Source organism: Curtobacterium sp. 24E2, assembly GCF_016925595.1.
GTDB lineage: Bacteria > Actinomycetota > Actinomycetes > Actinomycetales > Microbacteriaceae > Curtobacterium.
The window spans coordinates 3,345,245-3,367,467 of sequence record NZ_CP068987.1 but is presented as its reverse complement, the minus strand read 5'-3'; the positions used below and the strand labels follow the sequence as shown (position 1 = coordinate 3,367,467).

Here is a 22,223-nt window from a genome sequence, read left to right as displayed (position 1 = left end):
TCGTGACCGGAACGGAAGGACCAACCATGTACCCCGTGAACCCGCCAGCCCGCCTCCTCATGGGCCCCGGCCCGATCACCGCCGACCCGCGTGTGCTCCGCGCCCTGTCGACCCCGCTCGTCGGGCAGTACGACCCGTGGATGACCTCCGCCATGAACGACACCCAGGAGCTCTACCGCGGTGTGTTCGGCACCAGGAACGACGCCACCGTGCTCGTCGACGGCACCTCGCGCGCCGGGATCGAGGCGGTGCTCGTGTCGCTCCTCGCACCCGGGGATCGTGTGCTCGTGCCGGTGTTCGGCCGGTTCGGACACCTGCTCGCCGAGATCGCCGGACGTGCCGGGGCCGAGGTCCACACCATCGAGACCGCGTGGGGTCAGGTCTTCACACCGTCCGCGATCGAGGACGCCATCGTCCGTGTCCGGCCGAAGGTGTTGGCGATCGTGCAGGGCGACACCTCCACCACGATGAACCAGCCGCTCGACGAACTCGGCGCGATCTGCGAGCGGCACGGCGTGCTGTTCTACACCGACGCCACGGCGACCGTCGGCGGCAACCCGCTCGAGGTCGACGCCTGGGGCATCGACGCGGTCAGCGCCGGCCTGCAGAAGTGCCTCGGCGGGCCGTCGGGCAGTGCGCCGGTCACCGTCTCGCCGCGTGCGACCGCCGTGCTCGACGAGCGCCGCAGCGTCGAGGCGGGCATCCGCGAACCCGGTGACGACGTCGCCGACGAGCCGATCCGCTCGAACTACCTCGACCTCGCGATGATCCTGGACTACTGGGGTCCGCGGCGGCTGAACCACCACACCGAGGCCGCGTCGATGCTCTACGCCGCCAACGAGTGCGCTCGCATCCTGCTCGACGAAGGGCGCGAGCAGGCGATCGCACGCCACGAGCTCGCGGGGCGCGCGATGCTGCAGGGCGTGCAGGCGCTCGGGCTCGGGGTGTTCGGCGACGTCGCGCACAAGATGCACAACGTCGTCGCGGTGGAGATCCCGTCCGACGTCGTCGGCGACCAGGTCCGTGGTTCGATGCTCGACGACCACGGCATTGAGATCGGCACCTCGTTCGGACCGCTCCACGGCAAGGTCTGGCGCATCGGCACCATGGGCTACAACGCCCGCAAGGACACCGTCGTGACGACCCTCGCCGCCCTCGAGCACGCGCTCCGCCGGGCGGGGCACGCCGTCCCGCACGGCGGTGGGGTCGACGCGGCCCTCGACGTCTTCTCCGGTGCGCCGGTCGGGGTGCCGGCGTGAGCGCGGCCCCGGTCGTGACCGCCACCGCCCTGGGCACCGCCGATGCCGAGCTCGTGGCGCGCTGGTGCGACGAGCTGGCCCTGGTCACCGAGGAGACCGGTCGGATCACCCGCGTGTACCTGTCGCCCGAGCACACCCGCGTCAACGGGATCGTCGCCGGGTGGATGCAGGACGCCGGACTCACCACCTGGCAGGACGCCGCCGGCAACCTGCACGGACGGGTCGACGGCGCGACGCCCGACGCCCCCGTGCTGCTGCTCGGCTCGCACCTCGACACCGTGGTGGACGCCGGCCGCTACGACGGGATCGTCGGGGTCCTGATGGCCGTCCGCACCGCTGCGCGACTGACGGCCGCGGGACCGTTGCCCGTCGCGCTCGAGGTCATCGCGTTCTCCGACGAAGAGGGGACCCGGTTCGGCAAGGCCCTGCTCGGGTCGTCCGCCGTCGCCGGGGTGTGGGACGAGTCCTGGTGGGACCTGGCGGACGGCGACGGCGTCACCCTACGCGAGGCCTTCACCCGGTTCGGGCTCGACCCGGCCCGGGTGGGTGATGCGGCGGTCGACCCGACGACGCTCGCCGGGTACCTCGAGGCGCACATCGAACAGGGCCCGTACCTCGAGCAGGCCGGTCAGGCGCTCGGCGTCGTCACGAGCATCGCGAGCGCCCGACGCTTCTCGGTCGAGGCCGTCGGCGAGGCCCGGCACGCCGGCGGAACACCCTACGAGCGTCGCCACGACGCGCTGCTCGCCGCGGCCGAGGCTGCCTTGGCCGTCGAACGGATCTGCCGGGCGTCGCACCACGTCGGCACCGTCGGCACGATGACCGTCGAACCGGGCGCGGTGAACGTGGTCCCCGGGCTCGCGCGGTTCTCGGTGGACCTGCGCGGCGAGTTCGACGACGGCCGCGACGCGGTCTGGGACGAGCTCACGAAGGCGTTCGCGTTGATCGGGGAACGACGCGGGGTCAGCGTCACGCCGACCGAGGTGCACCGCGCGCCGGCGGTGTTCTGCGCGCCGCGGCTGATGGACGCCGTCCGCGCCGGCATCGAGTCGACGGGCGAGGCCGCGCCGATGGAGCTGTTCTCGCGAGCTGGCCACGACGCCATGTCGCTCGGGCTCGTCACCGACGTCGCGATGCTGTTCCTGCGCAACCCGGACGGCATCAGCCACCACCCGGACGAGTTCGTCTCGACGCCGGACATCGCCCTCGGGCTCGACGCGCTCGCCGTCGCGGTGGAGCAGGTGGCCCGGGCATGAGCACCGCCGGACCGGACGTCCGCGCCCGCATCGACTCCGTCTGGGAGCAGCTCTCGCCCGCCGAACGACGCGTCGCCGCGATGGTCCGGCACGACCCGGAACTCCTGCTCGTCGGCACCTCGGCCGAACTCGCCGCCGAGTCGGGCACGTCGAAGGCCACGGTGTCCCGGCTCGTCCGGTCGCTCGGGTTCCAGGACGCGGCCGAGGTCCGGCAGAACCTGATGTCCGCACGCGGCTCCGGCCTGCCGTGGGTGGCGGAGGACGCCGCCCACGTCGACCAGCGCGCCGTCGAGGCCCGCAACCTCGACGCGGCCTTCGCCTCGCTGGCCCGTGCCGATCGACCGCGACTCGCGCGCCGCATCGTCCGCGCCCGTCGCGTGCTCGTGTTCGGGGAGCGTGGCGCCTACCCGGTGGCGCTGCAGCTCCGCGCGCAGCTCGCCCAGGTCCGATCCGACGTCCGGGTCGGTCCGGCACCGGGGCAGCGGCTCGGCGAAGAGGTCGCCGACCTCGACCGCCGTGACCTCGTCGTCCTGGTGACCGTGCGTCGGCACACCGCCGGGGTCGACCGGATCGTGCGGCACTGCGTGTCGACCGGCGCCGACGTCGTCGTGCTGGGCGACCCGACCGCAGCCGTCATCGCGGCACCGGCGAACACCGCGATCCTGTGCCCGGTCGACTCGCCGGCGGCGTTCGACTCGATGGCGGCCCTGTTCGCGGTCGTCGCGGCCATCGCGAACGACGTGTACGAAGCCTCGGGGCCGGCCGGCCGCGCGCGGGTCGACGCGGTGGCGAGTGCCTACGACGCGCTGGGGAGCTCGCAGCGCCCTGACCGTCGCGGCCGTCGCGGCCGTCGACGTGCAGCTCGGTGGCGAGCGACGCGTTGCGCTCCCGGATGAGCCGCGGCAGGTAGCGCTCGAGGGCGACGACCTCGGCCAGACGACCGAGCGGGCCGAACGGAGCGCGGAACGTGATGGTGTCGACCATGCGCGTGCCGCCGGCCGACGGCTCGAACCGGTGCTCGTGGTGGAAGCGGGCGAACGGCCCACGCACCTGTTCGTCGACGAACCGGTGCGGACCCTCCAGAGCAGTGATCTCACTCGTCATCCGCCAGACGATCCCGAAGTGCCGTGCGCGCCACGTGACCGACTCGCCCAGGCCGATCGTGCCGGACGTCGTGCCGGCGACGGCGCGTTCGTCGGTCGCAGCCATCGACCGCTCGTGCGCGCCGATGTCGAGCGACAGCGCGAACGCGCGCTCGGGCGGTGCCGCGAGCTCGGTCACCACGCGGAACGTCACCGTCACGATGTGGGCCAGTCCGTCCCGGCCGAGCGGTCGTCGTCGACGAGCACCGCGGCGAGTAGTTCGTCGTGCCGGACGCCGTGGTGCAGGACCGCTGAGCGCCGTCGGCCCTCGTACCGCATGCCCAGTCGGCGGGCCACCGCGATCGAGCCGGTGTTCTCGGCCTTCGCCCGCCACTGCACCCGGACGAGTCCGAGTCCCTGCGCAGCCGGTGCGAACGCCCACTGCAGCACCCGCTCGGCCGCTTCGGTCACCAGGCCCTGACCACGGGCGTCCGGGTGCGTCGCGTACCCGATCTCGGCACCGCCACCGTCGATGCCGAAGAGCCCGACCGTGCCGAGCAGGCGCGGGTCACCGGCGCGACGGATGCCGAACTCGTAGCGGGTGTCCGTCGCCCAGCCGTCCTGCACCACCGCGGTGAGCCACCGGTGCGCCTCAGCGTGCCCGTACGGCTCGGGCATCGCGATGAACGCGATGACGTCCGGGTCGTTCGCGTAGGCGATGACGTCCTCGGTGTCGGCGGGCACCGGCACGGAGAGCACCAGGCGATCGGTCCGGAGGGTGACGGGGTCCACGCACCGAGCCTAGCCACGGGGACGTGCGCGGTAGCGTCGGGGGCATGACGTTCGACGCGATCTCGTTCCCGGTCATCGACGGCCACAACGACCTGCCGTGGGAGCGCCGCGAGACCCACGACTCCGGGGTCGAGGGCATCGACACCGAGGTCGACTCGCTGCACACCGACCTGCCGAAGCTCCGCGCCGGTGGTGTCGTCGGCCAGTTCTGGTCGGTCTTCGTGCCCGTCGACGAACCGGACCCCGTGCGGACGACGCTGCAGCAGATCGACCTGGCGCACCGGATCATCGAGCGGTACCCGGAGTCGCTCGCACTGGCCCGGACGGCGACCGAGGTGCGGGCGGCGGTCGAGTCCGGCCGGATCGCGTCGCTGCTCGGCGCCGAGGGCGGGCACTCCATCGGCGACGACCTGGCGGTGCTCCGCGACTTCGCCCGACTCGGCGTGCGCTACATGACGCTCACGCACAACGACGACACCCCCTGGGCTGACTCGGCGACGGGCTCGCGCCCGCACGGCGGGCTGACCGACCGCGGCCGCCAGGTGGTGGCCGAGATGGAGCGGATCGGCATGCTCGTCGACCTGTCCCACACCGCGCCGGCGACCATGCGGGACACCCTCGACGTCGCCACGCAGCCCGTCGTCTTCAGCCACTCCTCCACCGTCGCGGTCGACGACCACCCGCGGAACGTGCCGGACGACGTGCTCGCCCGGCTGTCGGACAACGGCGGCATCGTGATGATCACGTTCGTGCCGAAGTTCGTCTCACGCGACTGGGCGGACTGGGAGGACGCCGGCTCGGTGGGGGAGCCGCCGCTCGTGACGGTGTCGGACGTGGCGGACCACGTCGAGCACGCCCGCGACCTCGCCGGCGCAGCGCACATCGGCCTCGGCGGGGACTACGACGGCACCCCGGTGCTGCCGCCGGACCTCGGCGACGTGTCGCGGTACCCGGTGCTCGCCGCCGAGCTGCAGCGGCGCGGGTGGGGAGCGGATGACCTGCGGGCGCTCGCCGGGGGCAACGTGCTGCGGGTGCTCGAGGCGACCGACGAGCGGTTCGCGCGGACGGCGTTCGTGCGCTGACCCCGGCCGGTCCGCGCCGCGAAAGCGACGGTTTCGCGCTCGTGACCCCTGTCTGTCCCGCGAAAGCGACTCACTCCCGCGAAAGGTTGGCGGCACAGTGTCGCTTTGCCGGAGCGCGCCGCGGCGGAGCGAGCTGCGGCGAACGCGGTGTGGGTGCACGGCCGTGGACAGGACCACTTGGGGTCCGGTCGCTAGGATCGGGCGCACACCGCGCCTCCAGGAAGAGCGATGCGCGACCTGACCCGATGAGGACGGACCGGATGAGCGGCACGATCTACGACAACATCTCCCAGGCGTTCGGCAACACCCCGCTCGTCAAGCTGAACCGGCTGCCGAAGGCGGGCGGCGCTGAGGTGCTGGCCAAGCTCGAGTTCTACAACCCCGGCGCCAGCGTGAAGGACCGCCTCGGCGTCGCGATCATCGACGCGGCCGAGCAGTCCGGCGACCTGCAGCCGGGCGGCACCATCGTCGAGGGGTCGTCGGGCAACACCGGCATCGCCCTCGCGCTCGTCGGAGCGGCCCGCGGGTACAAGGTCATCATCACGATGCCGGAGACGATGAGCGTCGAGCGGCGTGCGGTGATGCGCGCCTACGGGGCCGAGATCGTGCTCACCCCGGGTCCCGAGGGCATGAAGGGCGCGGTCGAACGAGCAGCTGCGATCGTCGACGAGACGCCCGGAGCGATCCTTGCCCACCAGTTCGAGACCGCCGCCAACGCCGCGATCCACCGGAAGACCACCGCTGAGGAGATCCTGCGCGACACCGAGGAGCACGTCGACGTGTTCGTCGCCGGTGTCGGGACCGGTGGCACGATCACGGGTGTCGGCCAGGTGCTCAAGGAGCGCGTGCCCGGCGTGCAGATCGTCGCGGTCGAGCCGAAGGACTCCCCGCTCCTGACCGAGGGCAAGGCCGGACCGCACAAGATCGCGGGCATCGGCGCGAACTTCATCCCCGAGGTCCTCGACCAGTCCGTCATCGACGAGGTGTTCGACGTCGAGCTCGACGACGCCCTGCGTGTGGCGCGGGCGCTCGCGACCGACGAGGGCATCCTCGCCGGCATCTCGTCCGGCGCGATCATCCACGCCGCGCTCGAGATCGCCGCACGACCCGAGAACGCCGGCAAGCGCATCGTCGCGATCGTCTGCGACACCGGGGAGCGCTACCTGTCGACGGTGCTCTTCGAGGGACTCACTGCGTGAGTCGTCCCGTCCGACGAGGCGTGCTGCGGACGGTCCGGGAGGACCTGGCCGCAGCACGCCGCGGCGACCCCGCCGCCCGTGGTGACCTCGAGAACGCGATCGTCTACTCCGGGCTGCACGCCATCTGGACCTACCGCGTGACGCACCGGCTCTGGCTGGCCAGGGGCCTGCCCGGGTCGCGGTTCGTCGCACGGGTCATCGGCCAGGCAGCGCGGTCGGTGACGGGCATCGAGATCCACCCGGGCGCCCGCATCGGCCGACGGTTCTTCATCGACCACGGCATGGGCGTCGTGATCGGGGAGACCGCGGTGATCGGGGACGACGTCGTGCTCTTCCACGGGGTGACCCTCGGCGGGCGCGGCGGCGACCACGGTCCAGGAGCCCGACGGCACCCGGTGGTCGGCGACCGCGTCGTGCTGGGCGCGGGATCGTCCCTGATCGGGGCGATCAGCATCGGGCAGGACTCCGTCGTCGGTGCGAACACCGTGGTGACGAAGGACGTCCCTGCAGGATCGGTCGTCACCGGGGTCGCCGGGACCGCCCGCCCGAGGTCCGGGCACGAGGGCGTCCCGACGCTCTGACGGGTGCGCGCCGCTGCTGCGTGCGGCGGCTTGCTGAGACGCCGGCGTCCGCGCGGAACGCCGCCAGCCCGCGGCCTCCGCTCAGCTCTTCTCGCAGGCGATGCCGTCCTTGTCGCGGTCGAGCTTCGCGTTCGCCTTGTACAGGGCGTCGTCCTTCTTCACCGTGCCCTTGAGCGCACGGGTCGTGGTCTTGCCGCCGGAGACGACCTTGTTCTGCGTGACGGACTTCTTCGCGATGCCGCCGGAGTACACCTTCTGCACCGCGGTGCAGTTGGCGTAGGTCTTCGGGGCGGCCTGCGCGGTGGAGGCCCCACCGACGACGACGGTGGTGGCGAGGACTGCGGTGGCGGCGGCGATGCCGAGGGTACGGATGATGCGCACGGGTTCCCCCTGGAACAGGTGTGTGGCCGCCGGGGCGACCGCCGCGTCGGGTACGCGGCGAGCTGATCCTACGATGTGAACGACACTCACGACATGCCCCCGAACAGGTCCTGTTCGCGCGCTGCCGTGTCGGGCGTCTGCGGCATGCTGGGTGCATGGACGGCGAGCAGTTGCACGAGATCGCGAGTCGCACCGCGATGGGGCTGCCCGCGGTGTTCGAGACCGAGCCGTTCGGCGAGGGCGCCGTCGTCTACAAGGTCGTCGACAAGATGTTCGTGATGACGAGCGAGCTCCGGGGCGTGCCGATCGTCAACCTGAAGTGCGCACCACCGCACGGGGCCGCACTCGTCCGCGACCACGCCGAGATCACACCGGGGTGGCACATGAACAAGCGGCACTGGATCACGCTCGCTCCCGGTGACGGCATCGACGAGACCCTGGTCGAGGACCTCGTCGCGAACGCCTACGACCTGGTCGTCGCCGGGTTGCCCCGAGCGAAGCGTCCCCTCGACCCGACGCGAAGCGACTGATCAGGAGCTGGCGGCTGCCGAAGACCGGGCGAGCACCTTCGAGACGTCCCGGACGACCTTCGGTGCGAGTCGTTCCCCGGACTCGAGCACGGCCCGGGCACGCTCTGGGGTGAGCCCCGCGAACACCTCGCCGATCGTCACCCCGTGCTCCGGCCGGTACGTCACGACGACCGGGTCACCCGCTGCCACCGGGCCGGACTTCACGACCCGCAGGTACGCGCCCGGACGGCCTTCCTCGGTGAACCGCCGGACCCACTTGTCGACGCCCATCCGGCGAGCGAACGTGCCGCACGGGATCCGCGGGATCGTCACCTCGAGCTCCAGCGTCTCGCCGATGCGCCACCGCTCGCCCGTCACGGCCCCGGTGACGTCGACGCCCGTGGTCCGCAGGTTCTCGCCGAAGAGGCCCGGCGGGATCTCGCGCTCCAGCGACGCGGCGAAGTACGCGGCGTCCTCGTCGGCGTAGGCGTACACGGCCTGGTCCTCGCCACCGTGGTGCTTCCGGTCGGCCTGGACGTCGGCGTACAGCCCGAGCGGTCGAACCCGGACCTTCCCGTCGACCGGACGCTTGTCGATGGCGGTGACGCCGATCGTGCCCGAGTCGGGCAGCAGGCGGTCGACGCGGCAGACGGCGGTGACGAGCGACATGCCACAACTCTGGCGCAAGTCCGTCGGCACGTGTGACGAACCGCCGGTTCGGTGCGTCACACCGGTGAGGGACCACGTCCGGTGGTCCGACCGAGGAGTCTCCATGCTCGACGACGACATCGTTGCCGTCCGCCTGACGTCGCACGGCAGGCACGCACCGGCGCACGGGTTGGCGCAGGTCCGGATCCGTTCGCTCGGCTCCCGACCGGTCGGTCCGCTGCGCGTCGTCCCCGTCCGGAAGCGCGTCCAGCGGATCACCATCCACCACCAGTAGAAGGAAAGCGTGCACCACCAGTCCCTCGCCGAGCTCGACGACGCGGTCCTCGCCGGCCGGTCGTCCGATGGCGACGTCCGGGCCTTCGAGGTCCTGATCCGCCGCTACACACCGCTCCTGCGCGCCTACGCCCGTCGGACCCTGGGATCGACCGACGAACTCGACGACGTCGTGCAGGAGACCTTCATCACCGCGTGGGACCGCCTGGACCGTCTCGAGGACCACGCCAAGGTGAAGTCCTGGCTGATGCGGATCCTCAGCCGGAAGTGCCTGGACCGCATCCGGGCCAGACGGTTCCACGACGACGTCACCGAACTCGAGGTCGCCGCACCCGCCGACGACGCACCCGACCGGGTCGCCGAAGCCCGCTCGCGCGAGGAAGCGGCGGAGACAGCGCTCGCCGAACTGCCCGAAGCCCAACGACGCTGCTGGATCATGAAGGAGGTGCTCGAGTACAGCTACGACGACATCGCCGCCGAACTCGACCTGCCCCCTCGACGGTCCGCGGACTCCTGTCCCGAGCGAGGAAGAACATGATCCGACTCATGGAGGGATGGCGATGAGCGACCTCGACGCACTCGAACTCGACGACCTCGACGGCCACTCCATCGACGAGCTCGCCGACTACCTGGATGCCGGCATGCAGCCGCCGGATCCCAGCATCGACGGCTCACCCGCGTGCCAGAACGCCCTCGCGGCGATCCTGCGGGTGCGACACGCGTCGCTCGGGTCCCTCGAAGCTGCCGCCCGCGACGAAGCCCCGGCCGACGAGTCGTGGATCGGCGGTGTGCTCGCCAACATCTCGCTGGAGTCCCGCTCCGGACGCGACGTCCCGCTCCGCGCGCTGTCCGAGTCGGAGCGCCCGGTGATGACCGAGGGAGCGATCCGGTCGCTCATCCGCCGGACCGGCGACGGTGTTCCCGGCGTCCTGGTCGCCCGGTGCAGTCTCGACGGTGACGTCACCGAACTCGCCGCACCGATCCGCGTGGTCGTCGAGGTCGCGATCATGTCCGGCCCGTCGATCGTCGCGACGGCGGACCTGGTCCGCACCGGGGTCGCCCAGGCGCTCGCCGAGCAGACCGACCTGGTCGTCGACTCGATCGACGTGGTGGTCCGCGACCTGCTCGAACCGCAGCGCGACACCGACGCCGCCGACGACGACGACACCGACGACACCGACACGGAGGGGACCCGATGAGCACCACAGACGACACCTTCGCTGCGGTCGAACAGGCCGTGGTCGACGTCCCCGGCGTCACCGACCTCTACCGTGCCCGCCCGACCGTGGCCAGCACGGTCAGCGCCGTCCGCGGCATGGCGTCCAGCACGTCCCCCGCACGCATCGTGGTCGACGACGGCGTCCTGCGGGTCGTCATCGGCACCGACGGACACCGCCCCGCGCCCGAGGTCGCCCGCGCCGTGCACGACGTCGCCCTGACGACGGCGTCGGCACACGGCCTGGACCTCACGCGGGTCGACGTGCGGGTCGCGCGGGTGGGGTGACCCCGGCTCGTCAACGCGACACAGTGCCGTCACCGTGCACGGACCGTCCCGCTGAAGCGACAGGATCCCGTGAACAGTTTGCGGGATTCTGTCGTTTCGGCGACGACGGACGGGAGGCCCGTGGCGGCGCCGCCACGGGCCTCCCGTCCGACACGCGGTCGCGTCCTCAGCGCACGCGGCGCGTCCCTGGTCGCCGCTCGGCGACCTCGAGCACCACGACGATCGCGGCGAGGAGCAGCGCGGTCGCGACGAGGGAGACGTCGGGCACCGCGATCGTCGCGAGGATCGCGACGGCGAGCACGACGACGATCGCGTTCCACCCGGCGGACAGCGACGGCCGGAGTGCGAGCGCCCAGATCGCGAGCACGAACAGCGCGACCGGGACGGTCACGGTCGCAGCCACCGTGGCGTGCGACAGGTCGGCCTCACCCGCGTCCGCGCTGACCGCGACCTCGATCCCGGCCGGCAGCGCACCCGCAGCGGCGAAGACGAAGTAGTGGCCGTAGCCGAACACGAGCGCGCTCGGCAGGTTCCGGATGTGGTCGTGCTGCTCGCGCGAGAAGTAGATCCACCACAGTCCGGCGACGATGACGAGCCCGGCGGCGGCCAGGACGAGCAGCGACGCCAGGTGGTCGGCCTCGGCGATGCCGTCGATGACCGCGTTCGCCGAGGCGACGAGTCCCTCGCCCAGCACGATGAGGGTGAACAGCGCGTACCGCTCGGCGATGTGGTGCGTGTGCCACGGCGTCGTCTCGCCCGTGCCCTCGGCGATCGGCGGGACGAGCACCTCGAGCAGGACGAGGACGGGGAACGCCCACGCCGTCGATCCCTGCGGCAGCGCGAGCATGCCGACCCAGAGCACCTGCACGACGACGATGCCCACGGCGTACCGGAGTGCGGTGCGGCGGTACCGCGGGGACGACGCGGCGACGCGGAGCCACTGCGCCACCATCGCCAGGCGCATCACGACGTAGCCGATCACCGGCACCGTGAAGTCGCCCGCGGTCATGGCGGCGTGCACCCCGGCGGCGAGCACGAGGACGCCGGCCATCTGCACGAACGTCGTGACGCGGTAGAGCCAGTCGTCGGTGTCGAACGAGGTCGCGAACCAGCTGAAGTTCAGCCACGCCCACCAGATGGCGAAGAACACCATGGCGTACGCCACCACCGCGGAGCTGACGTGCCCCTCGGCCTCGATCTCGTGCAGGTTGGTGGCGGCGAAGCCCACCGCGACGACGAACACCAGGTCGAACAGCAGTTCCAGGGGGCTCGCGGCACGGTGTCCCTCGGCGGGGTCGCGGGGCGCCATCCGGCGCAGTCCGATCGTCGTCACCCCGGCATGCCTACAGCACGAACGGCCCCGGGCGGTACCCGGGGCCGTTCGACGTGCAGGTGCGTGAGCCGGCAGGCCGCTCCCGCGCCGCTCAGTAGAAGTTGTTCGCCTGCGAGTGCGCCCACGCCGAGCACGGGGTGCCGTACGCGGCGCTGATGTACTGCAGGCCCCACTTGATCTGGGTCGTGGCGTTCGTCTGCCAGTCCGAGCCGATGGTCGCCATCTTCGACCCGGGCAGCGCCTGCGGGATGCCGGTCGCCCCGCCGTTCGCGTTGACGGCCTGGTAGTTCCAGCCCGACTCCTTGGTCCACAGGTTGTCGAGGCACTGGAACTGGTCGGAGCCCCAGCCGTACTCCGAGGACGCCAGCGAGGTCGCCGTCGCCTTGGCACCCGCGACGGTGTTGCCCGCCGCCAGCTTCTGGGCGGCCTCCGCTGCTGCCGCTGCGGCGCGCTTCTCGGCGGCGGCCTTCGCGACGGCTGCTGCCTTCGCGTCGACGTCCCGCTTGTCCTGCGTGGCGCTGGCCTGCGCGACGTGCGCGGTCGACTCGACGGTCGACGAGATGCGCGTCGTGAGCGCGGCGCCGGACAGCTCCGGGTAGTCACTGAGTGCGTCGATGTGCTGCTCGAGCGAGGCCGTGTCGGTCTTGGCGTTCGCCGTCGTCATCACGGTCTTCGCGGTCGAGATGGTCGCCGCTGCCTGGGCACGGTCGAGGGCGGTGCCGCGCAGGGCGGGCTGGGCCGTCTCGGACGCACTCGCGGTGCCGGTCGGCATGCCGAGCGCTTCACCGATGGCGGGCTGGGTGCCGACCGTGACGGCACCGCCGGCGACGGCGAGGACCGCGGCACCGCCGACGATCAACGTCGCACGGTGTCGGAGCGCACGGTGGCGGAGGGCGCGGCGCACGCGCCGGCTGGGGAGTCCAGGGCCTCACGTCGGGTCGAGGCGGTGGTGGTGGGGAGGTCGGGAGTGTGTCCTGGCATCGGTTCCGGTGGTCGGGCGGTTCGTGGTGCGGGACTCCGCGCTGCTCGGCACGTCGGGGACGGTGAGCGATGCTGCGCGCGTCGGGATGCGCGCAACAGGGGGAGTCTGGCGAACCGGGGAGGACCGGACGGTGGTGTGGGGCCCGTCCGTCCGCCGCGACCGGGCCGGGGAGGCCGCCGTCGGGCGAAGCCGACACGATGACCCGTCAGACTGGATGGCGCGTCCAGGATCGCTGGCAGAACCGTCCGTCCACCCGTTGGTAACGGTTCGGTAACGGCCGGTTCGGACCTAGAACGTGTGAGGTTCCTGGGTGCGGTCGCCCTGGGCGACGCGTTCGAGGGCGTCGAGCGCTCCGGCGATCGCGGTGACGTCGGACTCACCGAGTTCGGCGATGAGCTCGGCGACGATCCCGGTGCGGTCCGAGCGTGCCCGTTCGACCGCCGCGATGCCCTCGTCGGTGGCCGAGACCATGAAGGCGCGGCCGTCGCGCGGATCGGCTTCGCGCGCGATGAAGCCGCGCTGTTCGAGCTCGGTCAGGATCCGGGTCATCGTGGGCTTCGTGACCACCTCGATCCGCGACAGGTCGCCCGGGCGCAGGGGGCCTTCGCGCTGGATGGTGGCGAGTGCGGACACGATCCCGTACCCGAGCGAGGCCGAGTCCGTCCGTGCTCGCCGGTTGATGCGTCCGACCGCCGCGGCCAGACGTGCGGCGACCTCGGTACGGTCCGTCGATCGAGGACTCATCTGCTGCTCCGGGTGGGCGATCGGGTGGTCGCCAGCGATGCTATCGGCTCGCCGGAGCCGCAGTCTGGGAGCGTCGTGCGCGTCGGTCACGGGCCTGGACGGGGTGTCCGGGAGGCCCGTGGAACGCGGACCGCCCGCCTCGCGTGCGCGAGACGGGCGGGTTCCTGTACGGGGGTACAGCCGGACTCAGCGCTTCTCGCCCGGCAGCTGGTGGATCGCCTCGGCCGCGAGCTCGGCGGCGACGTTGTCGCCGGACTCGGTCGCGGTGCGCAGTCGACGGAAGTCCTCGGTCATCCGGTCCCAGTCGACGAGTTCGTCGAGGTTCGGCAGGCGCAGGCGGAACGCCAGACCGTCCATGGTGTCGCGGCACACGCGCTGCAGGTTCTCGTTGCCGCACTCGGCGACGTAGAGCGCGAACACGTCGAGCGCGTCGTGGTTCACCGCGGGGACGTCGTGCGACTCGAGCTCGGCGATCGTCTTGTCGAGCTGCGCGAGGATCTTCTTCCGTGCGCCGGCACCGAGGCGGGGGACGGCGAGGCGGACGACGCCGCCGAACAGCACCCCGAGGGTCTGCATCGCCTCGACGACCTCGGCCGGGTCCGGCGTCGTGACGCGCGTGTACCGGTTCGGCGCCATCTCGATGAGGCCGGCACGGGAGAGCTGGCTCAGCGCTTCGCGGATCGGCGTGCGGGAGACGCCGAGCCAGGCGATGAGCTCGTCGTCGTTGAGCCGCTCGCCGGGGACGAGCGTGCCGTCCATGATCGCGTCGTGGATCTTGTGCCGGACGGTGTCGCGGAGCAGCTGGTGCTCGGTCGGGGCGCTGCGGGGGACCGGCATGCGTTCTCCTTCGATCGGGGCGCGGTCGATGCACGCGCACCGATCAACGTACCTGATATGAGACCGGCGTTCCGCTCGGCTCAGCGCGTGTCACCGGTCGCTCGCTCGCCCGCGTCCAGCAGCCGGACGGTGACCGGGTCCTCCGCCCCGCCGTACCACCGGTCGAGCACCGCTGCGAAGGGCTCCGGGTCGGTCGCCGCCCGGGCGAACAGTGTCATCGAGGACCGGAGTTTCAGGGCATCCGTCCCACCGAGCAGCGCCTCGGCCGACGGAGCCGGCGCAGCCGCGACGACGGTCGCGGCGGTCCGGAGCCGGTCCCCGAGCACCGGGTGCGCGAGGTACGCGCGGGCCTCGGTGAGCCCGCGCACGCCGTAGCGCTCGGCGGTGGCGCTCCGCCCGAGGCCGGCGAGCTGCGGGAAGACGAACCACATCCAGTGCGAGGTCTTCCGTCCGCGCCGCAACTCGGCGAGGGCGTCGTCGTGCACGCCGTCCTGCGCCCGCACGAAGCGGTCGAGGTCGTCCAGGGCGGCATCGTCCGCGGCGTGGTCGCTCACCGCACGACCCCGCCCCAGGCGTACCGCACGGTGGTGCCGTCGACGACGAGCAGCGAGTCGGGTGCCCGGTCGAACAGCCCCGGCATGCCGACGGCGTCCGGCAGGTCCCCCTCGAGCCGGTCGAGGTGCGCGGCCCGCACCGTCAGCGGCGGGTGCTGTCGCTGCCAGAACAGCGTCTGGGCCAGGTACCGGGCGTGGATGCCGGCGCGGGTGGTCAGCTCGGCGGCCAGTGGCGTCTCGACGACGTCGCCGGCGGTGACGCGGATCGAGGCCGCGTGCCGGGGTCTGGCCGTGCCCGAGGGGCGTTCCTGCCGCAGCGACCGCGCCCAGCGCACCGGGTGCAGTGCACGCGCGGGGTGCCGGACCGACCGGTGCGCGACGACCTCGCCGCGGCGGCGCGATCGGGCGTGCGCGAAGGTGTACGGCACGCCGAGCAGGGCGTGTGCGGCCACGATCGCCGGCACGTTCGCGGTGTCCACGGTGCGGTAGGCGACGCCGCGCCGGCCCTGGTCGTCCACGGTCAGGACCTCGATGGTGAGCTCGGTCATGCGCCCGAGGCGGCCGGCGGAGGGGAAGGGCGGCACCCGGGTCTCGTGGAAGACGTAGGCCGTCAGTCCCACCCAGGCGCTGCCGTCGACCACGTCGGGGCGCGTCCCCCGCGGCACGAGTCGCGCCAGCGGACCCGGATCGTGCCGCCAGTGCGCGAAGACGACGTCGTCCCACGCGTGCTGGGTCACCGGCCGGTGCAGCAGCGGTGCGGCCGCACGGGTCCAGGACGGCTGGGTCACCGCTTCGGTGCGTGCCGACCGACGCGCACGGCCCACAGGACGAGCGGGGCCTGCAGCGGGAGCCGCAGCACGGAGACGAGCCGCATCGCCCGGGTCGACCGCGGGCTGTCGAGCAGGTCGTTCGCCATCTTCACGTTCGCGGGGAAGACCGCGGCGAACAGGGCAGCTGCAGCCCACCCCGAGGCCCGGCGAGTGGCCGGGAACGCGAGCCCGGCGGCGATGCCGAGTTCGGCCACGCCGGACGCGACCGTCGTCAGGCGCGGTGGCAGTGTGTCCGGCACGATCCGGTCGTAGTGGCGCGGCTGGAGGAAGTGGGTGACGCCGGCCCCGCCGAGCAGCACGGCGAGCAGGGTGGCAGTCCGGGTGGCTCGTCTGATCCGCTCACGTCGTCGCATGGCTCCCATCGTGCTCGCCCGTCCTCGGAATCAGGTCAGTGCGGTCGCGACGAGGTCGAGGACCGCCGCAGCCACCTCGGCCTTCGTGCCCGAGGTCTCGCGGACCACCTCGCCGCCCGGCACCAGGACCTCGATCGCGTTCTCCTCGCGCTCGAACCCGGCGGACCAGCCGACGTGGTTCACGACGAGCAGGTCGGCGGGCTTGCGGGCGATCTTCGCGCGCCCGAGTGCGATGCGGGCGTCGCGGTCGGGTTCGGTCTCGGCGGCGAACCCGACGATGACCTGCCCGGTGCGCCGCGCCGCCACCAGGTCGGCGAGCACGTCGGGGTTCCGCACCAGCTCGAGCGTCATCCGCTCGCCCTGGGCGTCCTTCTTGAGCTTCTCGGCGAGGACCTCGGCCGGCCGGTAGTCGGCGACGGCGGCGGTCATCACGACGACGTCGGCGTCGACCGCCGCGGCGTGCACGGCCTCGGCGAGCTCGAGCGCTGACCCCACCGGCACGACGGTCGCGTCGATGCCTGCCGTCAGGCCGGCCTCGACGTTCGCGGCGACGACGGTGACGACGGCGCCGCGCGCTGCGGCATCGGCGGCGATCGCCAGGCCCTGTCGGCCGCTCGACCGGTTGCCGACGAAGCGCACCGGGTCGAACGGCTCGCGGGTGCCGCCCGCGCTGACGACCACGCGGACGCCGGACAGGTCGCCCTGTTCGCCACGGGCCCCGGCGCCGGACTGCGTCCCCCGTCGGTGCCGGCGCGACGCCCCGCCCCCGCACCGGCCGGGCCGTCCAGCACGGCGAGCGCGGCGGTGACGATGTCCTCGGGTTCCGCCATCCGGCCGATGCCAGCGTCGTCGCCCGTCAGTGCGCCGACCACCGGTCCGACCAGGTGCACGCCCCGCTCGCGCAGGACGGCGACGTTGGCCCGGGTCGCGGGGTGCTCCCACATCTGCGGGTGCATCGCCGGCGCGACGACGACCGGGGCGTCGGTGGCGAGCAGCGTCGTGCCGAGCAGGTCGCTCGCCAGGCCGTTCGCCATCCGCGCCAGGGAGTCCGCGGTCGCCGGGGCCACCACGACCAGGTCCGCGCGACGGCCGAGGGCGACGTGGCGGACCTCGGAGACGTCGTCCCAGACGCTCGTGGTGACAGGGTTGCGGCTGAGCGCCTCGAGCGTCGGCAGCCCCACGAAGCGCAGCGCTCCCTCGGTCGGGACGACGTGCACCTCGTGCCCGCGCTTGACGAGGTCGCGGACCACGCCGACGGCCTTGTAGGCGGCGATGCCCCCGGTGATCCCCACGATGACGGTCAGGGTGCGCTCTGCTGCTGCGTTCACGCCGCTCACGCTACCGGGGGCACGTGCGAGGACCGACGGCATGTGCACCGTCGTCGTCCGCGTCGACCCCGGGTCCGCGTGGCCCGTCACCGTGCTCGCCCTGCGGGACGAGTCGCCCGAGCGTCCGTGGGACCCGCCGGCGGCCTGGTGGCCCGATCGCGACCCCGGGGTCCGCGGTGTCCGCGACCGTGCTGCCGGCGGTGCGTGGCTCGCTGCCTCGGACCGCGCCGGACTGGCGGTCGTGCTCAACCGCGGCGAACCGGTGCCGAGTGTCGACGGCACGTGGACGACCCGCGGCGTGGTGCCGGTCGACGCCGTCGCCGACGACCTGTTGCCCGGACACGACGGCACACTGCCGACCACCCGCGCGTTCAACCTGGTGCGGGCGACCGCCGACGGCGCCGCGGTCCTGACCTGGGACGGCACGCGGGTCCGCACGACAGACCTCGGCCCCGGCGTGCACATGGTGACGCACGGCGAACCGGACGACCCGGCGGCGCCGCGCATCGGCCGGTGGCTCGAGGCCTTCCGTGCGGCGCACGCCCCGGTCGGACCACCCGTGCTCGGGCCCTTCGACGAACTCCGGACGGTGGACGCGGGCGACGACGCCGGGGACGGGTGGGGCGGCTGGTTCGGTGTCCTGGCCGAGTCCGCTGCGCTGCCGAGCGACCACCCCGACGCGATCCTCCGCGACGCGCACGAGTCCGAGGGGCACATGACGACGCTGTCGATCGTCGCCGCGGCGATCGGTCCGGACCGCACGGCCCTGCAGCACGCCCGCCTGACCGAACCCGGACGGCTGGACGGCTCGGTGGAGCTGCACCGCGCCTGACGCGGGCGGTGCGCCGGACGTGCCACGGGCCTCCCGGCCGCCCCCGCGCTCAGAGGGGCGGACGTGTCCCGGTGAGGTCCTCGGCGACGGCCCAGAGCGAGCGGGCGAGGTCGGCGCTCCGTGCCGACCCGGGGATCGAGACGGCGGTCGTCGGTCCGGTCAGGCCGAAGGGGCCGGCCGGGCCGTAGTAGGCGCCACCGACCGCGTTCGGGCCGACCGCGGCGTAGAGCAGCGGCTCGGTGCCCTGCTCGACCGCCTGCGTGAAGGGGAGTGCGCGGTTGCTGGGCCGCACCGGCTTCGCGCGTCCGAGTGAGCGTCCGGCCGACTGCAGGTTCGTGCGGGTGTAGCCGGGGTGCGCGGCGGTGCTGACGAGGGGGACGTCCGCCTCGACGGTCAGCCGGTGCAGGTGCAGTGCGAGGAGCAGGTCGGCGAGCTTCGACTGGCCGTAGGCGCGCCAGCCGTTGTACCCGCGTTCCCACTGGAGGTCGCCGAAGCGGATCCGGCCGGGGATCGCGGCGAGGCTGGACATGGTCGCGACCCGCGGTGCCTCGGCGCGCAACAGCGAGGGCAGCAGCAGGTTCGTCAGCGCGAAGGGACCGAGGAAGTTCGTGCCGAACTGCAGCTCGAAGCCGTCGACCGTCTCGAAGCGCTGTGGCGGCGCCATGACCCCGGCGTTGTTCACCAGGACGTCGACCGGGCGGTCCTCGCCGACGATGCCCTCGGCGAAGCGGCGCACGCTCGCCAGGTCCGCCAGGTCGAGTTCGCGCACCTCGACGTCGGCGTTCGGGTGGGCTGCGCGGATCTCGGCCGCGGCGGCATCGCCCTTCGCGGTCGTGCGCACGGCGAGCACGACGCTCGCGCCGGCGGCCGCGAGACGGGTCGCGGCTTCCTTCCCGGTGCCACTGTTGGAGCCGGTGACGACGATCCTGCGTCCGGTCTGGTCAGGGAGCTTCGGCATGCGGGCGACCGTACACGCGGGCGCTGGCCGTGCCGGCCTTGCCGTGGTAGTTTGATGCAAACGCATGGAAGTGCGATCAGGAGGAACCATGAGCAACGCATTCGGCACCGACCGCCCCTCGGACGTCCCGCCGCCCGCACCCGAACGGATCGGCCCCGTGGAGCTCGGCATCGACACCTTCGGCGACGTCACCGAACTCGCCGACGGCAGTCTCAAGTCCGACGCGCAGAGCATCCGCGACGTCGTCGCCCAGGCCGTCCTCGCCGACCAGGTCGGCATCGACTTCATCGGCGTCGGTGAGCACCACCGCGCCGACTTCGTGGTGAGCGCACCCGAGGTCGTCCTCGCCGCGATCGCCGCCTCGACCTCCCGCATCCGGATGGGCTCTGCCGTCACGGTGCTGTCGTCCGACGACCCCGTGCGCGTCTACGAGCGCTTCGCCACCGTCGACGCGATCTCGGACGGTCGTGCCGAGGTCATCCTCGGGCGTGGCTCCTTCACCGAGTCGTTCCCGCTGTTCGGCTACGAGCTGTCCGACTACGAGGTCCTGTTCGAGGAGAAGCTGCAGCTCTGGGCGGCCCTGCGCGGCGGCGACGCCGTGACCTGGTCCGGCACGAAGCGCGCGAGCCTGGTCGACCAGGACGTGTTCCCGAAGCTCGAGCACGGCGCCATCCCCACCTGGATCGGCGTCGGCGGCTCGCCGCAGTCGGTGATCCGTGCGGCGTCCTACGGCCTGCCGCTCTTCCTCGCCATCATCGGCGGGCAGCCGGCGCAGTTCGCCCCGTTCTCACGGCTGTACCGTCAGGCGCTCGCCCAGCTCGACCTGCCGCAGCAGCCCATCGCGATGCACTCGCCGGGCTTCGTCGCGGCGACCGACGAGGAAGCCGCCGAGCGCTACTGGCCGTACCACAAGGCCGTCACCGACCAGCTCGGCCGGGAGCGCGGCTGGCCGCCCCTCGACGTCGCCGGGTACCACGCGGGCCTGTCCGCCGGTGGCTCGCTGTACGTCGGGTCGCCGGAGACCGTGGCGCGGAAGATCGCCCGGAACATGCGGATCCTCGGCGCCTCGCGGTTCGACATGCGGTACGCGACCGGTCGCCTGCCGCACGAGGACATGCTGCGGTCCATCGAGCTCTACGGCACGAAGGTCGCGCCGCGCGTGCGAGAGCTGCTCGCCGAGCCCGTCCCCGTCCCGTAGGCGGTCACCCCGAACCCACCCCGCGAGAGCGACAGATCGCCGTGGAACGTTCGCGGCGATCTGTCGCTTTCGCGAACCCGTCAGCCGGGAGGCGCGGGTCAGCTCCGTCGGTCCGCCTCACGGGCGCGCCGGGTACGGTCCACGGCATGCCGTCACGTCCCAGCACCCCTCCCGTCGAGCGCCGGTTCCGCGGCCGGATCATGGGCGTCGGCACCACCTCGGGTGTCCGGATCGTCGTCGGGATGTGGGACCGCTCGCCCTTCGGAGCGTTCACGGACGTGTTCCTCGAGCTGCCCGACGGCACCAGCGTGCTGCTCGCGCCGGACGAGATCGTCGCCGCCTACGTCTCCGGCACCTACCGGTTCGACACCGTGTCCGTGGTGGACGTCCGGGCGCGACGGACGGCCCGTGGCCTGGAGCTCGACGCTGGCGCCTTGCAGATGTCGGTCGACGTCGGCACGATCTCCCCGCTCGGACGCATCCTTCGCGTCGTCCCGAAGCCGATCGCTCGCGACCCCCGTTGGCTCGCCGCGATCGACCCGATCGCCCGGCTCGTCGCACCCGGATCCGGTACCGCCGGCTCGGCGGGGAACGGTCGGCGCGAGTACTACGGCGTGACCGGGGCCCACGACGTCACCGGTGTGCGCGGGACCTGGGCGGGGAGCCCCTCGGCACCCTGGCGCCGCTCGACCCACCCGTGGCGTTCGGCTTCGCCTCGATGCCGCGGGTGCCGCAGGTCATCGACGTCGAGACCACCATCCGCGAGCCGGCCTGACCTGTTCCGTGCGGGCGCATCCGGTGCGTGTGCATGTTCCGACGAACCGCCCGCGGATCGACTCGTGGAGTGTCGCTCGTTGCGCATGCATCCGGTGTGTGTGCATGTTCCGACGATGCACGCGGTGATCGTCTGGTGGAGTGTCGCCGTGTGCGGACGCATGGAGTGCGCCGGACCGGGCGCGGGCACTGCGGACCTGCCACCTGCGTGGCCGGACGTGTCCGGGGAGTCGAGACGGGCCTCCCGGTCGGGGTGGAGCTGCCGCGTGCCGGACGCGCCCAGCGTCGAGGGGCACACTTGCGGGAACGGTACGGCCCCGCCGGACCCGCTGTCGAACGTCGGGACGGGTGGGGCGCACGACGCAAAGGAGCATCATGACCGACACGCAGACGGACCAGCGCGCCGCCATCTCGGACATCGTCCACGGCGCCCACACGGCCCTGTTGACGACGGTGAGCGAGGACGGCCAGCTGCACGCCCGGCCGCTCGCCGTGCAGGACAAGGCGTTCAACGGGACCCTCCGCTTCCTGGTGCAGGACGGCAGCGAGAAGGTCGACGACATCGCCAGGAACCCGCACGTCAACGTCTCCATCGAGTCGCAGGGCGGCTACCTGTCCATCGCCGGCACCGCCACCGTGACGCAGGACAGTGCCGTGATCGACGAGCTGTGGTCGCCGTTCGCCGAGGCCTGGTTCCCGGACGGCCGCGACGACCCCTCGATCCGGCTGCTCACGGTGTCGGGCGACTCGGTCGAGTACTGGACGCAGGACACCGGTCCGGTCGGCAGCCTCGTGCAGACGCTCAAGGCAGCGTTGCGCAAGCAGAGCCAGCCGGACACCGGGGACCACGGGACCGTCGAGCTCTAGGAGCGGACGGGTCGGGTCGGGTTCGGCTCGGCTCGGCTCGGCTCGA

At 72.6% G+C, this 22,223-nt stretch carries 27 protein-coding genes and 1 pseudogene; 14 read left to right on the top strand and 14 right to left on the bottom strand.

Translation table 11 applies throughout. From position 1 onward, the window contains the following. Window positions 1-26: 26 nt before the first annotated feature. The 3 genes from JN350_RS16475 to JN350_RS19830 are packed head-to-tail and all read left to right on the top strand — an operon-like array spanning window position 27 to window position 3,411. On the top strand, window positions 27-1,259 hold the full coding sequence (locus JN350_RS16475) for a pyridoxal-phosphate-dependent aminotransferase family protein (RefSeq protein ID WP_205462862.1): 1,233 nt from the start codon (window positions 27-29) through the stop codon (window positions 1,257-1,259). Further along, window positions 1,256-2,515 (top strand): allantoate amidohydrolase, encoded by a 1,260-nt coding sequence (locus JN350_RS16470; RefSeq protein WP_205462861.1) that lies wholly within the window; start codon window positions 1,256-1,258, stop codon window positions 2,513-2,515. The genes JN350_RS16475 and JN350_RS16470 overlap by 4 nt, the downstream gene beginning before the upstream one ends. Beyond that, window positions 2,512-3,411, top strand: coding sequence for a MurR/RpiR family transcriptional regulator (locus JN350_RS19830; RefSeq protein ID WP_240347377.1), 900 nt, complete (start codon window positions 2,512-2,514; stop codon window positions 3,409-3,411). Before JN350_RS16470 ends, JN350_RS19830 begins: the two co-directional genes overlap by 4 nt. 22 nt (window positions 3,412-3,433) lie before the next feature. Here the strand turns inward: JN350_RS19830 and JN350_RS19825 are convergent. Both JN350_RS19825 and JN350_RS16460 read right to left on the bottom strand, forming a co-directional pair. After that, window positions 3,434-3,796: pseudogene (locus JN350_RS19825) on the bottom strand (SRPBCC family protein); the annotation flags it as partial. 17 nt (window positions 3,797-3,813) lie between these two features. Further along, window positions 3,814-4,389 (bottom strand): GNAT family N-acetyltransferase, encoded by a 576-nt coding sequence (locus JN350_RS16460; RefSeq protein WP_205462859.1) that lies wholly within the window; start codon window positions 4,387-4,389, stop codon window positions 3,814-3,816. A 44-nt stretch (window positions 4,390-4,433) separates the two neighbouring features. Between JN350_RS16460 and JN350_RS16455 the strand changes: the two genes are divergently transcribed. The 3 genes from JN350_RS16455 to epsC all read left to right on the top strand — a co-directional run bounded on the left by JN350_RS16455 (window position 4,434) and on the right by epsC (window position 7,251). Beyond that, complete coding sequence (locus JN350_RS16455) at window positions 4,434-5,471, top strand: dipeptidase (RefSeq protein ID WP_205462858.1); 1,038 nt, start codon at window positions 4,434-4,436, stop codon at window positions 5,469-5,471. A 260-nt stretch (window positions 5,472-5,731) separates the two neighbouring features. Then, window positions 5,732-6,670: a cysteine synthase A gene (cysK, locus tag JN350_RS16450; protein WP_111084370.1), complete on the top strand. Its 939-nt coding sequence runs from the start codon at window positions 5,732-5,734 to the stop codon at window positions 6,668-6,670. After that, entirely contained in the window at window positions 6,667-7,251 is a 585-nt protein-coding gene (gene epsC / locus JN350_RS16445) for a serine O-acetyltransferase EpsC (protein WP_235035942.1), read from the top strand. Before cysK ends, epsC begins: the two co-directional genes overlap by 4 nt. 81 nt (window positions 7,252-7,332) lie before the next feature. On the opposite strand, the gene JN350_RS16440 is transcribed toward epsC, so the two are convergent. Next, window positions 7,333-7,632, bottom strand: coding sequence for an excalibur calcium-binding domain-containing protein (locus tag JN350_RS16440; protein WP_240347376.1), 300 nt, complete (start codon window positions 7,630-7,632; stop codon window positions 7,333-7,335). Between the two features lie 155 nt (window positions 7,633-7,787). Here JN350_RS16440 and JN350_RS16435 point away from each other — a divergent pair, with 155 nt between their 5' ends. Further along, window positions 7,788-8,162 (top strand): MmcQ/YjbR family DNA-binding protein, encoded by a 375-nt coding sequence (locus tag JN350_RS16435; protein ID WP_205462857.1) that lies wholly within the window; start codon window positions 7,788-7,790, stop codon window positions 8,160-8,162. Here the strand turns inward: JN350_RS16435 and JN350_RS16430 are convergent, their stop codons facing one another. Continuing rightward, the gene (locus JN350_RS16430; protein ID WP_123938558.1) at window positions 8,163-8,810 is read right to left on the bottom strand and encodes an MOSC domain-containing protein; all 648 of its coding nucleotides are present in this window, start codon (window positions 8,808-8,810) and stop codon (window positions 8,163-8,165) included. Window positions 8,811-8,913: 103 nt separating this feature from the next. Between JN350_RS16430 and JN350_RS16425 the strand changes: the two genes are divergently transcribed. The 4 genes from JN350_RS16425 to JN350_RS16410 are packed head-to-tail and all read left to right on the top strand — an operon-like array spanning window position 8,914 to window position 10,587. Further along, on the top strand, window positions 8,914-9,084 hold the full coding sequence (locus JN350_RS16425) for a hypothetical protein (RefSeq protein WP_205462856.1): 171 nt from the start codon (window positions 8,914-8,916) through the stop codon (window positions 9,082-9,084). A 9-nt stretch (window positions 9,085-9,093) separates the two neighbouring features. Then, window positions 9,094-9,621, top strand: a complete 528-nt coding sequence (locus JN350_RS16420) for an RNA polymerase sigma factor (RefSeq protein ID WP_461963218.1) — start codon at window positions 9,094-9,096, stop codon at window positions 9,619-9,621. A 22-nt stretch (window positions 9,622-9,643) separates the two neighbouring features. Further along, the gene (locus JN350_RS16415) at window positions 9,644-10,282 is read left to right on the top strand and encodes a hypothetical protein (protein ID WP_205462855.1); all 639 of its coding nucleotides are present in this window, start codon (window positions 9,644-9,646) and stop codon (window positions 10,280-10,282) included. After that, on the top strand, window positions 10,279-10,587 hold the full coding sequence (locus JN350_RS16410; protein WP_205462854.1) for a hypothetical protein: 309 nt from the start codon (window positions 10,279-10,281) through the stop codon (window positions 10,585-10,587). Before JN350_RS16415 ends, JN350_RS16410 begins: the two co-directional genes overlap by 4 nt. A gap of 166 nt (window positions 10,588-10,753) precedes the next feature. Here JN350_RS16410 and JN350_RS16405 read toward each other — a convergent pair whose 3' ends face one another. The 9 genes from JN350_RS16405 to JN350_RS21180 form a co-directional block, all read right to left on the bottom strand. Continuing rightward, window positions 10,754-11,920, bottom strand: a complete 1,167-nt coding sequence (locus JN350_RS16405; RefSeq protein WP_240347375.1) for a low temperature requirement protein A — start codon at window positions 11,918-11,920, stop codon at window positions 10,754-10,756. Between the two features lie 91 nt (window positions 11,921-12,011). Beyond that, window positions 12,012-12,779, bottom strand: a complete 768-nt coding sequence (locus JN350_RS16400) for an aggregation-promoting factor C-terminal-like domain-containing protein (protein ID WP_205462853.1) — start codon at window positions 12,777-12,779, stop codon at window positions 12,012-12,014. A gap of 411 nt (window positions 12,780-13,190) precedes the next feature. Then, window positions 13,191-13,646: a MarR family winged helix-turn-helix transcriptional regulator gene (locus JN350_RS16395; RefSeq protein WP_131921792.1), complete on the bottom strand. Its 456-nt coding sequence runs from the start codon at window positions 13,644-13,646 to the stop codon at window positions 13,191-13,193. A gap of 186 nt (window positions 13,647-13,832) precedes the next feature. After that, window positions 13,833-14,483: a GntR family transcriptional regulator gene (locus JN350_RS16390; protein WP_205462852.1), complete on the bottom strand. Its 651-nt coding sequence runs from the start codon at window positions 14,481-14,483 to the stop codon at window positions 13,833-13,835. Window positions 14,484-14,563: 80 nt separating this feature from the next. Beyond that, a complete protein-coding gene (locus JN350_RS16385) occupies window positions 14,564-15,037 on the bottom strand; it encodes a DUF1810 domain-containing protein (protein ID WP_240347374.1) in 474 nt (157 codons plus the stop codon). After that, window positions 15,034-15,825 (bottom strand): DUF2071 domain-containing protein, encoded by a 792-nt coding sequence (locus JN350_RS16380; RefSeq protein WP_205462851.1) that lies wholly within the window; start codon window positions 15,823-15,825, stop codon window positions 15,034-15,036. The genes JN350_RS16385 and JN350_RS16380 overlap by 4 nt, the downstream gene beginning before the upstream one ends. After that, complete coding sequence (locus JN350_RS16375) at window positions 15,822-16,220, bottom strand: DoxX family protein (RefSeq protein ID WP_123672409.1); 399 nt, start codon at window positions 16,218-16,220, stop codon at window positions 15,822-15,824. Before JN350_RS16375 ends, JN350_RS16380 begins: the two co-directional genes overlap by 4 nt. 30 nt (window positions 16,221-16,250) lie before the next feature. Further along, window positions 16,251-16,859: a phosphopantothenoylcysteine decarboxylase domain-containing protein gene (locus JN350_RS21185; RefSeq protein ID WP_461963214.1), complete on the bottom strand. Its 609-nt coding sequence runs from the start codon at window positions 16,857-16,859 to the stop codon at window positions 16,251-16,253. Next, entirely contained in the window at window positions 16,745-17,548 is an 804-nt protein-coding gene (locus JN350_RS21180) for a flavoprotein (protein ID WP_461963212.1), read from the bottom strand. Before JN350_RS21180 ends, JN350_RS21185 begins: the two co-directional genes overlap by 115 nt. Before the next feature lie 40 nt (window positions 17,549-17,588). Between JN350_RS21180 and JN350_RS16365 the strand changes: the two genes are divergently transcribed. Further along, window positions 17,589-18,380, top strand: a complete 792-nt coding sequence (locus JN350_RS16365) for an NRDE family protein (RefSeq protein WP_205462850.1) — start codon at window positions 17,589-17,591, stop codon at window positions 18,378-18,380. Window positions 18,381-18,429: 49 nt separating this feature from the next. On the opposite strand, the gene JN350_RS16360 is transcribed toward JN350_RS16365, so the two are convergent. Then, a complete protein-coding gene (locus JN350_RS16360; RefSeq protein ID WP_205462849.1) occupies window positions 18,430-19,338 on the bottom strand; it encodes an SDR family oxidoreductase in 909 nt (302 codons plus the stop codon). 88 nt (window positions 19,339-19,426) lie between these two features. Between JN350_RS16360 and JN350_RS16355 the strand changes: the two genes are divergently transcribed. After that, entirely contained in the window at window positions 19,427-20,536 is a 1,110-nt protein-coding gene (locus tag JN350_RS16355; protein ID WP_240347373.1) for an LLM class flavin-dependent oxidoreductase, read from the top strand. A gap of 1,149 nt (window positions 20,537-21,685) precedes the next feature. Further along, on the top strand, window positions 21,686-22,177 hold the full coding sequence (locus tag JN350_RS16350) for a pyridoxamine 5'-phosphate oxidase family protein (protein ID WP_205462848.1): 492 nt from the start codon (window positions 21,686-21,688) through the stop codon (window positions 22,175-22,177). The last annotated feature ends 46 nt before the right edge of the window (window positions 22,178-22,223 follow it).